The following is a 15,126-nucleotide window of genomic DNA, read 5'->3' as shown; positions in this document are numbered from 1 at the left end:
GCTGCTATCATCGGCCGCATTTACTCAGTACGGATTGATTCATGTCCTCTCGCGAAATCCGCATCGCTACTCGCAAAAGCGCGCTGGCCCTCTGGCAGGCCGAATACGTCAAATCTCGTCTTGAAGAAGCTCATCCCGGTTTGCAGGTCACGTTGGTGCCCATGGTCAGTCGTGGCGACAAACTGTTGGATTCGCCGCTGTCGAAAATCGGCGGCAAGGGCCTCTTTGTCAAAGAGCTGGAAACCGCGCTGTTGGAACACGAAGCCGATATCGCCGTGCACTCCATGAAAGACGTGCCGATGGATTTCCCTCAAGGGCTGGGTCTGTTCTGCATCTGCGAACGCGAAGACCCGCGCGATGCCTTTGTTTCCAATACCTACGCCAGTCTTGCGGCCTTGCCAGCCGGCAGTATTGTCGGCACCTCTAGCTTGCGTCGGCAGGCGCAACTGCTGGCCCGTCGTCCTGATCTGATCATTCATTTCTTGCGCGGGAACGTCAACACGCGGCTGGCCAAGCTCGATGCTGGCGAGTACGACGCAATCATTCTGGCGGCGGCAGGTTTGATTCGCCTCGGGTTTGAAAGCCGCATTACTGCTCCCATCAGCGTGCAGGACAGCTTGCCTGCAGGCGGGCAGGGCGCGGTCGGCATCGAGTGCCGTAGCGTCGATACTGAACTTCATGCGTTGCTGGCGCCGCTGCATCACGACGATACGGCGGTTCGCGTGACAGCAGAGCGTGCCCTGAACAAGCACCTTAACGGTGGCTGTCAGGTGCCAATTGCGTGCTATGCCGTGCTGGAAGGCGATCAGCTTTGGCTCCGTGGCCTGGTGGGTGATCCTACTGGCGCGATATTGCTGCACGCCGATGCGCGCGCGCCGCATGTCGATGCCCAGACGCTGGGCGTGCAGGTGGCTGAGGCGCTGCTCGCCCAAGGTGCGGCGAAGATCCTCAAAGCGGTGTACGGCGAGGCTCACGAGGAGTGAGCAATTGGCGCCTGTTGCTCACCCGCCCGAAGGAGGAATGCCAGACGCTGGCGCAGGTACTGGCCGACGCAGGAGTGTTCAGTTCAAGCCTGCCGCTGCTAGACATACAGCCCCTGCCGGTGACTGCTGAAGCGCAGTCGATCATCTATAAATTGCATCAGTACTGCGCCGTTATCGTGGTCAGCAAACCGGCTGCGCGCCTGGGTCTGGAGATGCTGGACGAGATCTGGCCCCAGCCCCCCATCCAGCAATGGTTCACCGTCGGTGCCGGTACCGCGCAATTGCTCGATGATTACGGTTTGAGCGTGAGTTTCCCGCAGGAAGGTGACGACAGTGAAGCGTTGCTCGACTTACCCAGCTTACAGCTAGCCATCGCCGGTCATGATCCCAAGGTATTGATCATGCGGGGCGAGGGCGGGCGTGAGTTGTTGGCGGAGCGTTTGCGCGAGCAGGGTGTTAGTGTCGATTATCTGCCGCTATACCGCCGCAACCTGCCGCAATACCCGGCTTTGGTGCTGCCTGATCGTGTTCGGGCGGAACGCTTGAACGGGCTGGTGGTCAGCAGTGGACAAGGTTTTCAGCACTTGCGTGAGTTGGCGGGCGATTTCTGGCCTGAGCTTTCGCAAATGCCTTTATTCGTGCCAAGTCCTCGGGTCGCTGAATTAGCGCGCGCCGAAGGGGCTTGCACTGTAGTGGATTGCCGTGGCGCGAGCGCTGCGGCCTTGCTGGCGGCGCTGGGGAAACAACCCGAGCCCGACTCCCAGGCGTAAAAATCGACGAGCTTTACAACGCGATGACGCCCAAATGCAAAGGATGGATACGTGAGCGAGACACTCTTGCCTAAAGATGACGTTGAACCGGTACTGACCCACAACCCTGAGGTGGTCCCGGATCCAGCGTACAAAGAGCCTTCGGGCAAACGCAGCAATGGGTTGGTGATTCTGGCGTTGTTGCTGGGCGCCGCTGGCGTTGCGGTCGGCGGTTGGAGTGTCTGGCAGTTGCGGGCGATCCAGAGTGGCAATCAACAGCAGTTCGGCCAGTTGCAGGAGATGGGTTCCCAAACTCAGGTCCTCAAGCAAGACCAACAAGCCCTTAAGCAGGATCAGCAAGCATTTAACGAGCGTCTGGCTAAGTTGCCTGCCGCAGACGAGCTTGAAGAACGCCGGCGTTTGGTGACCCAACTTCAAGGTGATCAGCAGCGCTTGAGCCAGCGGGTTGAAACCGTTCTGGGGGCCAGCCGCAAAGACTGGCGCCTCGCTGAAGCCGAGCACTTGCTTCGTCTGGCAAGCCTGCGGCTGTCTGCGTTGCAAGACATCAACAGCGCTCACGCGCTCGTCGAAGGTGCCGATGAAATTCTTCGCGAGCAGGACGACCCTGGCGCTTATGCAGCGCGCGAGCAGTTGGCCAAAAGCCTGGCGGCTCTGCGCAGCGTCGATCAGCCGGATCGCACCGGGTTGTTTCTGCAACTGGCGGCCGTGCGCGAACAAGCCATTGGCCTGAACGCGCTGGCCCCGGAGTACAAGGATGACGGTCAGTCGCTGTTCGGTCTTACCGATGGCAACGAAGACACCTACTGGGCGAAGTGGTGGGATCAGATTTCGCGTTTCATCCGTATCGATTTCAATGCCGATAAAAGCGTGAGGCCGCTGTTGGCAGGACAAAGCCTGACGCAAGTTCGCCTCGCGCTCAGCCTGGCGCTTGAACAGGCGCAATGGGCTGCGCTCAACGGCGAGGCACCGGTTTATGCCAAAGCGATGGCTGAAGCCAAAAGCGTGCTCGACAGCAACTTCAATCAGGACAATCCGCAGAGCAAAGCCATTGGCGCGCAGATTGAAGCGTTGTCCAAGCAACCCGTCGCGGTAGTGACGCCAGATCTGGCACCCAGTCTGAGCGCGGTGCAAGCTTATCTTGAGCAGCGTCACACGCCTGTTGGCGGCGCGTTGGGCAAGCAAGGCAATGAGGCGCAGCAGGAGACTCGCCAATGAAGCGCGCCTATCTGATTGTGTTCGCCGTCATTGTTGTCGCTGCGGTGGTCGGGCTCGCCATATCCGAGCATGCGGGTTACGTGCTGATTTCCTACGATAGCTTCCGCTTCGAATCCAGTCTCTGGGCGACGCTGGCATTGCTCGTGGCTGTCTGGTTCGTGCTGTGGCTGATCCGGGCATTGCTCGGACTGGTCATGGCGTCCAGCGGAGTGGTCAATCCGTGGTCAAATCGCAATCGTACCCGTCGTGTTCAAACAGCGATTGAGCAGGGCCAGCTGGATTTGGCGGAAGGTCGCTGGGCCAGCGCGCAGCGCCATCTACATCGCGCCGCCGAAGCTGAGCGTCAACCGCTGCTTTACTACTTGGGCGCAGCCCGGGCCGCCAATGAGCAAGGTCGTTACGAGGACAGTGACACGTTGTTGGAGCGGGCTCTTGAGCGTCAGCCGCAAGCCGAGTTGGCTATTGCTCTGAACCACGCCCAACTGCAACTGGACAGGGGCGATAGCGAAGGCGCCCTCACTACCTTGCAGGCCATGCAGCAACGCCACCCGCACAACGCGCAAGTGCTGCGGCAATTGCAGCGCCTGTATCGTCAGCGCGGCGAGTGGTCTGAGGTTATCCGACTGATGCCCGAACTGCGCAAAGACAAGGTATTGCCTGCGCAGGAGCTGGCCGAACTTGAACGTCGCGCATGGGGCGAGAATTTGTCCCTTGCCGCTTACCGAGACCAGTCGGGCGAGGCAGACCTGACCGGGCTGCCGGCGCTGGATAAAGCCTGGCAGCAATTGAGTTCCGCGCAGCGTCAGGAGCCTACCCTGGTGCTGGCATACGCGGAGCAGTTACGCCGACTGGGGGCAGATGCTCAGGCGGAGGAAGCCCTGCGTGCCTGCATGAAGCGTGATTACAATACTCATCTTGCTCGCCTTTACGGCCTGGTGCGTGGCAGCGATCCAGCCAGGCAGTTGCAAACGGCAGAAGGCTGGCTAAAAAATCACCCTGACGATCCAGGCCTGCTGTTGACCCTGGGTCGGCTGTGCCTGCAGAGCAGTCTCTGGGGCAAGGCGCGCGACTATCTGGAAGCAAGTTTGCGTCTTCAACGCAATCCAGAGGCATGCGCGGAGCTTGCCAGGCTGCTGGGTCAACTGGGTGAGACCGACCGCAGCAACCAGCTGTTTCAAGAAGGCCTGGGTCTGTTGGATGAGCGACTGTTGGCCCGTCCCCTACCCATGTTGAGCAGCGTCTGAAGCGGCCAAACCGAAGGCGAAAAAAGACCTCTGTCGGGTCTTTTTTTCGTTTTTAACCCCCTCATGAGTAGGAGGTTTCCTGGGTTGGTGGATTTCTGCGGATGAGTCTTAAACACTTTTGTATAAATTCGCTGCTCAGGGGTCGGTAAGTCCTTACTTAAACAGGGAAATATCCGTGCCCCGCCGCCTTGAAACGGGCGTGTGCTTTCCTCTACCGTAACTGCCCACGTCCTTTGTCACGGATTTTCCATGCACTTGGCTCGGCTTCGCACCCTCTTCTTTCTGGCGTTTATCGCCTGTGCATCGTTTCTGGGTGCTGCTGTCTATCTTGAGTACCAACTCGGACCCTCTCTGAGCCCGCTGTGCCTGGTGCAGCGCGTTCTTTACGCGATTTATGGCTTGATCTGCCTGCTGGCAGTTTTGCACTGTCCGCACAAGCAGGGCTGGCGGGTGTATGCCGCGCTTATGTTGCTGGTTTCACTTTGTGGGGCGGCGGTTGCAAGCAGACAGGTCTTCCTGCAGGCATTCGCACCAGAGGACATGGCGGCATGTCTGGCCAATCTGCAATACCTGCTCGATACCCAGCCTTACCTCAAGGTTTTAAGCCTTGTGCTATACGGCCATGCAGGCTGCTCTGAAATCTCCTGGTCATTTGTCGGGCTTAGCATTCCTGAGTGGAGCCTGCTGGCGTTTGCGGGCTTGAGCGTCTTTGCGCTGGGTCATCTTTTCATCAGATCTCACCGCATGGAATCAATGGAATCAGGTCGCGAGGATTAAACGCTTGTATGAACTTTATCTCCTGCGTACCTTGAAGGCCCAGTCGTGCGGGCATAATCTGACCCGCACGCGTTATTGGAATATTGCTGCTGGCGACGTGTTTTTGGATCCGGTTTATCTGCACTTGCAGGCCGTATCGTCAATTCGATTACAGGCAGCATGCCCCTGAAGGGAAGAGAGAACATCATGCTGGAAAGTTGTCAGAACGCTCAGGAACGCTGGGGTGGGGTTCACAAGCTGATCGATCGTTGGTTGCTGGAACGCAGCGAACTGATCCGGTCCTACGATGTACTTGGCGATACACCTGAAGCCTTGGCTGCGGATCGAAAGGGATTGCAGACGTTTTGCGAATTGCTGGTTGATTACGTTTCCGCCGGGCACTTTGAAATCTACGAACAACTGAACAGTGAAGCCAAAGCGTTCAATGATGAGCGCGGTCTGGAATGGGCTGACACAACGATTTATCCACGTTTGAACGCCATTACCGCTACAGCGTTGGCTTTCAACGACCGGTGCGATAAGGGCGACGTCTCTGATTGTTCATTGGTCGCGGCAGAGTTCAACGCACTAGGCGGTTTGCTACATGAGCGTTTCGAGCTAGAAGATTGCCTGATCGAAGTACTGCACAACGCACACAAAGAACAGGATGCTGCTGTTCAGGCTTGATGGACTAAAAGCGCTGAGTTACGCAACAAAAAAGGGGTGCATCCATGCACCCCTTTTTTTGTCTCTGCTTTCCAGGCTTTGTTGGCAGAACCTAATACGACACAGAAGTTATTGCGACACAGCGATTAGCTCGATATCGAACACCAGTGGTGTGTAGGGATCGATCAAGTCGCCCGCACCCTCAGCGCCGTAGGCCTGAGACGAGGGGATCACCAAATGCCATTTCGCGCCGACCGGCATTTCCTGCAGCGCAGTCGTCCAGCCCGCAATCACGCTGTCGAGACGAAACCATACAGGCGCTGCGCTCTGATCAAAGATCGTACCGTCGGGCAAGCGGCCAACGTATTTCACCTGCACTCTGCCATTGATATCGGGTTTGGGCCCGGTGCCAGGTGCCAACTCGGTCGCGAGAATGCCGTCCGCCAACACGCGAACGCCCGGCTTGGCTTTCTGGATATCCATGAAATGACGTTCTTCTTTGAGCGCCGCCTCGGTCTGTGGCTCCGATTGCCCTGAGGTTTCCGCTTGGGCAACAGCGGCATCATGATCACTGAGGATCTGCTCGATGCGCTCCTGCTTAATCGCTAGCGGTTTGTTCTGATACGCCTGCTGCAAGCCGTCGATCAGCGCGGGGAGCTGCAGATCGGGGGCCTCCTGCCGAAGACGCTCACCCAGGCTGGCACCCAGGCTGTATGCCAGATCATGGGCGTTGTCGGTGGTAGGAGCATCGGCTGCGTGCGCAAGGGGTAGCAAAAGTAACAACGACGTTAACAGGTAGCGCGACATGAATGCTCTCCGGCCTGGGAAGAGGGGATTATGCCAGCGCCGCGTAGCGAATGTGATGGGGATATGCAGGGATTTTCGGCGATGTGCAACAGACCGGGGTTTGCAGTGTCAAGATGCCCTAGCGGCGGTGCGGGCAGAGGTCTAGTATGAGCCGCATTCAAATCAGCCAGGAGGTAAGTCATGTCGGCCAAAAAGAAGCCAGTAAATACCCCGTTGCATTTGCTCCAACAACTGTCCAGCAGTTTGCTCGAACACCTTGAAAACGCTTGCTCTCAAGCTTTGGCTGACGCCGAGAAATTGCTCGCCAAGCTTGAAAAACAACGCGGCAAGGCTCAGGAAAAATTGCACAAGTCGCGCACCAAACTGCAAAACGCTGCGACCGCAGGAAAGGCCAAGGCGCAGTCCAAAGCCAAAGACGGTGTGGCTGAGCTCGAAGCATTGCTTGATGCTTTGAAAGATCGTCAAACCGAAACCCGTTCTTACATCCTCAATCTCAAGCGTGATGCTCAGGAAAGCTTGAAGTTGGCACAAGGCGTAGGACGCGTGAAAGAAGCTGTTGGCAAAGCGCTGAGTGATCGCGCTGCGAAACCTGCTGCCGTAAAAGCAACGGGCGCCAAAGCAGTTGCCAAGCCGGCTGTCAAAGCACCTGCGAAGGCACCAGCCAAGGCTGCCCCTGTCAAAGCCGCAGCCAAGCCTGCGGCCGTTAAAGCGCCGGCCGCAAAAGCTGCCAGCAAGCCAGCTGCAAAACCTGCCGCTAAAGCTCCGGTTGCCGCCAAAGCACCTGTGACGGCCAGGTCGCCAGCCAAGCCTGCGACCAAGGCGGCACCTACTGCTAAAGCCGTGGCAAAACCTGCCGCCAAGCCAGCGACTAAATCGCCAGCTGCCAGCGCCGCTGCCAAGCCTGCGGTAAAAGCACCGGTTAAAGCAGCTGCGAAACCAGCCGCTAAACCAGCCGCTGCCAAACCCGCAGTTGCCAAGCCTGTTGCAGCAAAACCTGCCGCCAAGCCAGCAGCCGCCAAAGCCCCGGCCAAGCCAGCCGCCAAGCCTGTGGCGAAACCTGCTGCACCGGCTGCCACCACTGCGAAACCTGCGACCGCACCGGCTTCGACGGCTGCATCGACAACACCTGCCGCGGCGCCAGCCAACGCTGCAACACCTGCCACCGGTTCCACTCCGGGAAGCGCTTCCTAATCGGAGCTAGCCGCGACGCGCAGCAACTGCAGCGCGTCGTGGTTGTCATTGGCAGCATCTTCGGCCAGTCCAAATATCCAGGCTTCAGCGTCCAGCGCCTGTTGTCTCGGCCAGTTCTGAGCCAAACCCTCCAGCCTCAACAACAGCTCACGTTCTGCATCCAGTTCAAGCGCTTTGAGCTGCTCGCGTAACGCCGTCCATTGTGCGTCGCCCACCGCCTTCGTTTTCCAACGCGTACGTAATTCCCGCAGCGGCTGCACGACGTCTTCCTGCCATGGCGTCGCCAACTGTCTGATTTCCTCCTTTCGCTGATCGGAACAGGCAACGCCCTCAAGACCCAGCCACACCCCGCACAACACTGCACACACGTTGGCGCCGCTGGTTTGTAGCGTCAGACATGCCTGCTCGATACCCGGTCGGGCATAGAAATCCTGGGTGAAACTCCAGAGTTGTGACGCCATAGTCATCTACCTGTTCAGAGCGAAGCTGGTAGACTCCGCCGCCATTATGATCCGAATCCAAAGCCTTACCTTACAGCGTGGTCCGCAACGTCTGCTAGAAGACGCCGAGCTGACCCTGCACGCCGGCCAGAAAGCCGGTCTCATCGGTGCCAACGGCGCCGGTAAATCCAGCCTCTTCGCATTGCTTCTGGGTGAACTGACCCCAGACTCAGGCGACTGCTTGCTGCCTGCCGATTGGCGTATTGCTCACATGCGCCAGGAGATCGATACCCTCGATCGCCAGGCCGTGGACTATGTGCTTGATGGCGATATCCGTCTGCGTCAGGTCCAGCGTGATCTGGCGCTCGCGGAAGAATCCCAGGACGGCGCTGCCCAGGCTCGTATGCATTCGGAGCTCGACAGCGCCGATGGCTACACCGCCGATGCGCGCGCTCGCAAACTGCTGGCGGGTCTGGGGTTCACCAACGAGCAAATGGAACGGCCAGTCAGTGATTTCTCCGGCGGCTGGCGGATGCGTCTGAATCTGGCGCAGGCGTTGATGTGCCCATCAGACCTGTTGCTGCTCGACGAACCGACCAACCACTTGGACCTCGACGCCATTCTCTGGCTCGAAGACTGGTTGAAAAGCTATCCAGGCACGTTGCTGCTGATCTCCCACGACCGCGACTTTCTCGATGCGGTGGTCGATCACGTCGCCCACGTCGAGCAGAAGAAGATCACGCTCTATCGTGGCGGCTACAGCGCTTTCGAACGCGCCCGTGCCGAGCGTCTGGCCCAGCAGCAGCAGGCGTACGACAAGCAGCAGGCGCAGCGCGCGCACATGGAGAAATTCATCGCGCGCTTCAAGGCCCAGGCCACCAAGGCCAAGCAAGCCCAGAGCCGGATCAAGGCCCTGGAGCGCATGGAGGAATTGTCAGCGGCCCACGTTGATTCGCCGTTTGATTTCACCTTCCGTGAGTCCAACAAAATTTCCAGCCCGCTGCTGGATTTGTCCGATGCGCGCCTGGGTTATGGCGACGTGACGATCCTGCAGAAGGTCAAGCTTCAACTGACGCCTGGCGCTCGCATTGGTTTGTTGGGGCCGAACGGTGCGGGTAAGTCCACGCTGATCAAGAACCTGGCCGGTGAGCTTGAGCCGTTAAGTGGGCGCATGGTGCGCGGCGAAAATACCGTCGTGGGTTATTTCGCTCAGCACCAGCTGGACTCGCTTGACTCCAAAGCCAGCCCGCTCCTGCATTTGCAGCGCATTGCGCCAGTGGAGCGTGAACAAACCCTGCGCGACTTCCTCGGTGGTTTCGACTTCCGCGGGGCGCGACTGGACGAGCCGGTGCTGAATTTCTCAGGCGGCGAAAAGGCGCGTCTGGCCCTGGCGTTGATCGCCTGGGACAAACCGAACTTGCTGCTGCTCGATGAACCGACCAACCATCTCGATCTTGAGATGCGTCTGGCGCTGACCATGGCGCTTCAGGAATTCAGTGGCGCGGTGCTGGTGGTTTCTCACGATCGTCATTTGCTCAAGAGCACCACGGACGACTTCCTGCTGGTGGCCGATGGCGTGGTGCAGGAATTCGACGGCGACCTGGACGACTACGCGCGCTGGCTTGTGGATTACCGCCTGCGCAACGCACCGGTCAGCAACACCCCGGTGAACGTCGACAAGACCGACAAGAAAGCCCAGCGTCAGCAGGCCGCCGCGTTGCGGCAACAACTGGCTCCGCACAAGCGCGAGGCGGACAAGCTGGAAAAAGACCTGGGCACGCTGCACGAAAAGTTGGCGAAGATCGAGACCGCACTGGGCGACAGCGCCATTTATGAAGCCGTGAACAAAGACAAGCTGCGCGACACACTGGCCGAACAGGCCAAACTGAAGGTCCGCGAAGGCGAGCTTGAAGAAGCCTGGATGACGGCGCTGGAATTGCTGGAGTCGATGCAGGCCGAGCTGGAAGCATTGTCCTGATGGAGTCGTTGGCGCTGCCAGTCCCGGCGTATTGGGTGGAGCCCATTTTGCTGGGACTGCAGATCTTTCTGATCCTGTTGGCAGGCTACGTTTCGCAGCGGCTTGTCGGGCGTTTCCTCACGCGTCTCGGCGAACGTTATCCGTTTCCCCCTGAATTGCTGGTCTTGCTGCGTGGCGGCTTGCGCTGGCTGATCATGGGCAGCGCATTCGTGGCTGTGCTGGGGCGTCTCGGGGTGTCAGCTGCTGTGTTGTGGGCTGCACTCTCAGGTTTTGTGGCGGTGGCAGCGGTGGCGTTTTTCGCCATGTGGAGCGTGCTGTCGAACCTGCTGTGCGCAGTGTTCATCTTCACCATGGGGCCGTTTCGCATCGGTGACGTGGTCGAGCTGGTCGACACCACTGACAAGCCCGGCATCAAGGGCCGGGTCACGGCGATCAACCTGATGTTCACCACCCTGATCGAGCCTGCGGAATTGGGCGGTGCACTGGTTCAAGTGCCCAATAGCCAGTTCTTTCAGAAATCGATTCGCCGCTGGCGAGGGAGCGACGCGCTGCCCATCGTCACGGGCGAGAAGCGCGTTCTTGATCAACCCCAGCGTTGATTTGCGCCGCAGCACACAGTTTCAGCTCATCTCACCGCAACAGTTAGAAATCATTGGTTTTCGGCTAACGGAAATACTAGGTTAGATGCCTGCTTTTTCGCTGCCCGAGGTGTGTGATGTCGCTCGAAACGTGGCTGGCCTTTTTCGCCGCTTGCTGGATCATCAGTATTTCTCCCGGCGCCGGTGCAATCGCATCGATGTCCAGCGGCCTGCAATATGGTTTCTGGCGCGGCTACTGGAATGCGATCGGCCTGCAGCTTGCGCTGATTGTCCAGATTGCGGTCGTAGCCGCAGGCCTCGGTGCGGTGTTGGCGACCTCGGCATTGGCGTTCACCCTGATCAAATGGTTCGGCGTCGCGTATCTGGTTTATCTGGGCATCAAGCAGTGGCGCGCGCTGCCGAGCAACATGGCTGATGACGCGACTGTCCGTCCGATTGGCAAGCCGCTGGCGCTTGTAGCTCGCGGTTTTCTGGTCAACATCAGCAACCCTAAAGCGCTGGTGTTCATGCTGGCGATCCTGCCGCAATTCATCGATACCCACCTGCCGCTTGTGCCGCAATACGCAATCATCATGGCGACCATGGTCAGCGTCGATCTGATCGTCATGGCCGGTTACACCGGGCTTGCCTCCAAAGTGCTGCGCGCGCTGAAAACGCCCAAACAGCAGCGCCGCATGAACCGCACGTTTGCCGGATTGTTCGTCAGCGCGGCGGCGTTTTTGGCGACATTGCACCGCGCGTAACGAGCTTTATAGCGTCTGCTTACTGACCAACGGTGCTGGGATTGTGTGGGAGGGAGCTTGCTCGCGATGAGTGAGCTCACCTGCCGAAGTTACCTGGGCGGTCGGCATCGTGAGCAAGCTCCCTCCCACGAAGCGTTTCAGTGCTTGAGTACGCGCTGCCGTACGTGAACAATGACAACCCTTCGCATTCCTATTTGAGATCCACTCATGCTTTCCCCTTCCAGACTTCTGCGCTGCGTTGGCCTGTTTCTGTTGGTGTTTTGCAGCTTCGGTGCATCGGCTGATTCAGTTGATGGCGCCGCCCAAGCGCTGCATTTGCTCGATTACATCGGCGCTGATTACCCCTCTACCGTCACCGACGGCAAGGTTGTGGACGAGTCGGAATACCGCGAGCAGGTCGAGTTTCTGACTGTGTTGCAGGGGTTAGTCGTCGCCTTGCCCGCACGACCGGAACGTGCAGAACTGGAGCGCGGCGTTGCCGATTTACAAAAGGCCGTCGAGCAACGGGTGGACGGCACACAGGTCGCGCGCCAGGCACGGCAGTTGGGCGCCAAGTTGGCAGTCACCTATGAAATCAGCCAAGCGCCGATCATCACGCCCGACCCAACCCGAGGCGCGCCGCTGTATGCGCAGCATTGCGCGGTTTGTCATGGCGATGCAGGGGCAGGGGATGGCCCGGCGGGCATTGGTCTGACGCCGCCACCGGCCAATCTGCGGGACGCCGCGCGCCTTGATCGGCTGAGCCTGTATGACATCTACAACACGCTGGGGCTTGGGATTGAAGGCACCGACATGCCCGCGTTCGCCGATCAACTGGACGACCGGCAGCGTTGGGACGTTGCCACCTACATCGCAAGCTTCAGTGCTGACGCAGCAGCGGCGCAGGGCAAGACTTTCAATCTGGCCGATCTGGCACGTCAAACCCCTGCCGAAGTCAATGCGGCCGAAGGCCCCCAAGCGGCGGCGACTTTCCGGGCGCAACGCGCGCAGCCGCCACAGGTTCAGCGCGGCCCGGCGCAATTGCTCGATTACACCAGCACCACGTTGGACAAAAGCCTGGCGGCGTATCAAGCGGGTGATCGCGAGCAGGCTTACGATTTATCGGTGGCGGCTTATCTGGAAGGCTTCGAGTTGGTCGAAAGCTCGCTTGATAATGTCGACGCCAACGTGCGCAAAGACACCGAAAAGGCGCTGATGGCTTACCGGCAGTCATTGCAGGATGGATTGTCGATCCCGCAAGCCGCGCAAAAACTGGAAGCTGCGAAAGCCAAGCTCAAGGAGTCTGCAGGCTTGCTCGGCGGCGACAGCTTGAGCACTTCATTGAGCTTCATTTCCGGATTACTGATTCTGCTGCGTGAAGGTCTGGAAGCGATTTTAGTGCTGGCGGCAATCCTGGCCTTCCTGCGCAATACCGGGCAGCAGTCAGCGGTGCGCAGCGTCAACATCGGCTGGGGCCTGGCGCTGGTGGCAGGCTTGGCGACGTGGGCCCTTGCGGCCTATGTGATCGACGTCAGCGGCGCTCAGCGTGAATTGCTCGAAGGCGCGACTGCGCTGTTTGCCAGCGTCATGGTGTTGTGGCTCGGCGTCTGGATGCACGACCGTCGCCATGCCGCGGCCTGGCAGGATTACATCAAGAGCAGTTTGGTGGGCGGCGGAGGGCGGTTCGGCTTTGCGATCCTGGCGTTCTTCTCGGTCTACCGAGAGCTGTTCGAAGTGATCCTGTTCTACGAAACCTTATGGCTGCAAGCAGGGCCCTCAGGTCATAACGCGGTGCTGGCAGGTGGCGCCACGGCGTTAGTGCTGTTGATCGGTCTGGCGTGGGTAATCTTGCGCGGCTCGGCCAAACTGCCGCTGGCATTGTTCTTCGGCATCAACGCGGCTCTGCTTTGCGCACTGTCGGTGGTGTTTGCCGGGCATGGTGTGAAGGCGCTGCAGGAGGCGGGGATATTCGGGACCCGGCCAGTACCGTTCTTCGAGTTCGATTGGCTGGGGATACATGCCGACGCGTATTCGTTGAGCGCTCAAGCGGTGGCGATCGTTGCGATCGCCCTGCTTTATGGTCGTAGCTGGCTGGCTGAGAAGAGGCGGGTCCAGACGGCCTGATCCAGAAAATGCTTCGTCGTAAAACTACAGTGCTGTGGCGAAGCGAACGGGGATTGTGGGAGGGAGCTTGCTCACGATTAGATAATCGGTACCCAGGATATGCGGCGAGTGTACCGGCCTCATCGCGAGCAAGCTCCCTCCCACGATCGGTAGCCAGACCGATGTTGGAGGAGAGCCAGTTTGACTCAGCTCGGATCTTTATTCGGGTCTTCCGCATGGGCCCAACGGAAATCAATTCGTGGCGCGTAGACTTTGATCCGGCGTTTGATCTTGATCAGGATCGGGTCATGCACCGGTTCCGGATCTTTCAGGAACGCAGTCAGCACAGCGCTGAGCGCGTACAGCCCGCTAAACGCCCAGACCACGCCTTCGATACCAAAACGCTCGTTGAAGATCGCGACCACGGCTGGCCCGACCCACGTCGAAGCGCCTGCGCCCAGGCTCAATACGGACAACGCAGCGGCTTTGTTCTGCGGTGCCAACGCGGGTGCGAGCGCAGACAGCGGCACGAAGCACGCCAGCGTCAGGCCATAAAAGGCACCGAACACCGAGGCAATCAGAAAGTCGTGCGGGAATGCCTGGGGCATGAAGAAGAACAGCGGCGTGCTGATCGTGCTGCCCACTGCGCCGAACCACAGAATCGTGTTGCGGAAGCCGATCTTGGTGCTGATCACGCTGGAGCTGAGATTGCCGATGATGTTGAACACAAAGACGATGGTTAGCAGGCGCAGCCATTCTTCCAGGGTGAAGCCTACGGTTTCCATGAAGAACCCTGGCATCACCACCAGGAAACCAAACATCGACGAGGTATTGATCACCCGAATCAGACCAGCCAGCGAGACTTTTGGACGCGTCCACATGATGGTGATGTTCTTGGCCATCGACACCATCGGGCGTTCACCCTCTGGCGCCAATCGACGCATCCCATGAGCTTCGCGCATCCCGACCAGGCCAATCACGCCGCCTACGACTACCAGCGCGAAGGACAGCCAGAAAGTTTGCAGCGCGCCAATCAGCGGAATGGCGATGCTCGCCACCAGCGAACCCAGCATCGGCAGGCCTGCGGCATACGCCACCCAGAACCAACCCACGGCCATACCCATTTTGCGGGAGGGGGTGGCAGCAGCGATCCAGACCAGAAAACCATAGGCGAACAGCGGATAACCGAAACCGCGCAAGCCGTAGGTCAGCAGAATCATCGAGTAGCTCAGTTCCTGCAGGCCGTAAATCAGGAACAGTACTTCGAACACGCTCCAGATGATCAGGCCCAGAAACATCACTCGCTTGGGTCCCCAGATATTGGAGAGCGCGCCGGCAAGCCATGAGGAGATCCCGACCGTTACGCCATAAATGGTGAAGATCATTGCGATTTCATCGCCGGGCATGCCGCGTTCACTGAGGAAGGGCGAGAGGTATCCGAGTTCGACGCCGTCGCCGATCATGAAGATCAGCAGGCCTACAAAGCCCCAGAACAGCGGATAGGGAATGCCGACTTTGTCGCAAAATCTGGCAAGTGGAGAGTTCGGAGTGGATTGATCGCTCAATGTCCGGTCCTTTTTTGATGCACGACGTTTGGGCGCGCCGTATGAATGGCCTCGATGAGGTTGAAGGGGCAGGCTGGATAGCACAGA

At 58.9% G+C, this 15,126-nt stretch carries 14 protein-coding genes; 11 read left to right on the top strand and 3 right to left on the bottom strand.

The genetic code is table 11. The features are described from left to right. Positions 1-41 precede the first annotated feature (41 nt). From hemC to rsd, 6 genes are all read left to right on the top strand, one after another. Positions 42-983 carry a hydroxymethylbilane synthase gene (hemC, locus tag ACWKV9_RS05740; RefSeq protein ID WP_483835114.1) on the top strand — a complete coding sequence of 314 codons (942 nt, stop codon included), beginning with the start codon at positions 42-44 and terminating at the stop codon, positions 981-983. After that, positions 980-1,753 carry a uroporphyrinogen-III synthase gene (locus ACWKV9_RS05735; protein WP_483835113.1) on the top strand — a complete coding sequence of 258 codons (774 nt, stop codon included), beginning with the start codon at positions 980-982 and terminating at the stop codon, positions 1,751-1,753. Before hemC ends, ACWKV9_RS05735 begins: the two co-directional genes overlap by 4 nt. A gap of 51 nt (positions 1,754-1,804) precedes the next feature. Next, positions 1,805-2,968, top strand: a complete 1,164-nt coding sequence (locus ACWKV9_RS05730) for a uroporphyrinogen-III C-methyltransferase (protein WP_483835112.1) — start codon at positions 1,805-1,807, stop codon at positions 2,966-2,968. After that, a complete protein-coding gene (locus ACWKV9_RS05725) occupies positions 2,965-4,212 on the top strand; it encodes a heme biosynthesis HemY N-terminal domain-containing protein (RefSeq protein ID WP_483835111.1) in 1,248 nt (415 codons plus the stop codon). Before ACWKV9_RS05730 ends, ACWKV9_RS05725 begins: the two co-directional genes overlap by 4 nt. Before the next feature lie 201 nt (positions 4,213-4,413). After that, a complete protein-coding gene (locus tag ACWKV9_RS05720) occupies positions 4,414-4,989 on the top strand; it encodes a disulfide bond formation protein B (RefSeq protein ID WP_483835110.1) in 576 nt (191 codons plus the stop codon). 186 nt (positions 4,990-5,175) lie between these two features. Then, on the top strand, positions 5,176-5,655 hold the full coding sequence (gene rsd / locus ACWKV9_RS05715; protein ID WP_483835109.1) for a sigma D regulator: 480 nt from the start codon (positions 5,176-5,178) through the stop codon (positions 5,653-5,655). A 108-nt stretch (positions 5,656-5,763) separates the two neighbouring features. On the opposite strand, the gene ACWKV9_RS05710 is transcribed toward rsd, so the two are convergent. Then, the gene (locus ACWKV9_RS05710) at positions 5,764-6,441 is read right to left on the bottom strand and encodes an FKBP-type peptidyl-prolyl cis-trans isomerase (protein ID WP_483835108.1); all 678 of its coding nucleotides are present in this window, start codon (positions 6,439-6,441) and stop codon (positions 5,764-5,766) included. A gap of 180 nt (positions 6,442-6,621) precedes the next feature. Here ACWKV9_RS05710 and ACWKV9_RS05705 point away from each other — a divergent pair, with 180 nt between their 5' ends. Continuing rightward, positions 6,622-7,632 (top strand): AlgP family protein, encoded by a 1,011-nt coding sequence (locus ACWKV9_RS05705; protein ID WP_483835107.1) that lies wholly within the window; start codon positions 6,622-6,624, stop codon positions 7,630-7,632. Here ACWKV9_RS05705 and ACWKV9_RS05700 read toward each other — a convergent pair. Further along, the gene (locus ACWKV9_RS05700) at positions 7,629-8,093 is read right to left on the bottom strand and encodes a TIGR02444 family protein (protein ID WP_483835106.1); all 465 of its coding nucleotides are present in this window, start codon (positions 8,091-8,093) and stop codon (positions 7,629-7,631) included. The genes ACWKV9_RS05705 and ACWKV9_RS05700 overlap by 4 nt on opposite strands. Before the next feature lie 46 nt (positions 8,094-8,139). Here ACWKV9_RS05700 and ACWKV9_RS05695 point away from each other — a divergent pair, with 46 nt between their 5' ends. The 4 genes from ACWKV9_RS05695 to ACWKV9_RS05680 all read left to right on the top strand — a co-directional run bounded on the left by ACWKV9_RS05695 (position 8,140) and on the right by ACWKV9_RS05680 (position 13,495). Continuing rightward, positions 8,140-10,050 (top strand): ATP-binding cassette domain-containing protein, encoded by a 1,911-nt coding sequence (locus ACWKV9_RS05695; protein WP_483835105.1) that lies wholly within the window; start codon positions 8,140-8,142, stop codon positions 10,048-10,050. Further along, complete coding sequence (locus ACWKV9_RS05690) at positions 10,050-10,649, top strand: mechanosensitive ion channel domain-containing protein (RefSeq protein ID WP_483835104.1); 600 nt, start codon at positions 10,050-10,052, stop codon at positions 10,647-10,649. Before ACWKV9_RS05695 ends, ACWKV9_RS05690 begins: the two co-directional genes overlap by 1 nt. 116 nt (positions 10,650-10,765) lie before the next feature. Continuing rightward, positions 10,766-11,392 carry a LysE family transporter gene (locus tag ACWKV9_RS05685; RefSeq protein ID WP_483835103.1) on the top strand — a complete coding sequence of 209 codons (627 nt, stop codon included), beginning with the start codon at positions 10,766-10,768 and terminating at the stop codon, positions 11,390-11,392. Between the two features lie 207 nt (positions 11,393-11,599). Continuing rightward, positions 11,600-13,495: an FTR1 family protein gene (locus ACWKV9_RS05680; RefSeq protein WP_483835102.1), complete on the top strand. Its 1,896-nt coding sequence runs from the start codon at positions 11,600-11,602 to the stop codon at positions 13,493-13,495. 185 nt (positions 13,496-13,680) lie between these two features. Here the strand turns inward: ACWKV9_RS05680 and ACWKV9_RS05675 are convergent, their stop codons facing one another. Further along, on the bottom strand, positions 13,681-15,039 hold the full coding sequence (locus ACWKV9_RS05675; protein ID WP_483835101.1) for an MFS transporter: 1,359 nt from the start codon (positions 15,037-15,039) through the stop codon (positions 13,681-13,683). Between the last annotated feature and the right edge of the window lie 87 nt (positions 15,040-15,126).

This window comes from Pseudomonas corni (assembly GCF_057128765.1).
The sequence above is the reverse complement of the archived record's forward strand: the minus strand, read 5'-3'. Positions and strand labels throughout refer to the sequence as shown.

What these genes read in the sequence shown, in the direction of transcription:
- ACWKV9_RS05680 (WP_483835102.1), top strand. Translation starts at nt 11,600, where the DNA reads ATGCTTTCCCCTTCCAGACTTCTGCGCTGCGTTGGCCTGTTTCTGTTG.
- ACWKV9_RS05690 (WP_483835104.1), top strand. Translation starts at nt 10,050, where the DNA reads ATGGAGTCGTTGGCGCTGCCAGTCCCGGCGTATTGGGTGGAGCCCATT.
- hemC (WP_483835114.1), top strand. Translation starts at nt 42, where the DNA reads ATGTCCTCTCGCGAAATCCGCATCGCTACTCGCAAAAGCGCGCTGGCC.
- rsd (WP_483835109.1), top strand. Translation starts at nt 5,176, where the DNA reads ATGCTGGAAAGTTGTCAGAACGCTCAGGAACGCTGGGGTGGGGTTCAC.
- ACWKV9_RS05725 (WP_483835111.1), top strand. Translation starts at nt 2,965, where the DNA reads ATGAAGCGCGCCTATCTGATTGTGTTCGCCGTCATTGTTGTCGCTGCG.
- ACWKV9_RS05700 (WP_483835106.1), bottom strand. Translation starts at nt 8,093, where the DNA reads ATGGCGTCACAACTCTGGAGTTTCACCCAGGATTTCTATGCCCGACCG.
- ACWKV9_RS05705 (WP_483835107.1), top strand. Translation starts at nt 6,622, where the DNA reads ATGTCGGCCAAAAAGAAGCCAGTAAATACCCCGTTGCATTTGCTCCAA.
- ACWKV9_RS05710 (WP_483835108.1), bottom strand. Translation starts at nt 6,441, where the DNA reads ATGTCGCGCTACCTGTTAACGTCGTTGTTACTTTTGCTACCCCTTGCG.
- ACWKV9_RS05685 (WP_483835103.1), top strand. Translation starts at nt 10,766, where the DNA reads ATGTCGCTCGAAACGTGGCTGGCCTTTTTCGCCGCTTGCTGGATCATC.
- ACWKV9_RS05695 (WP_483835105.1), top strand. Translation starts at nt 8,140, where the DNA reads ATGATCCGAATCCAAAGCCTTACCTTACAGCGTGGTCCGCAACGTCTG.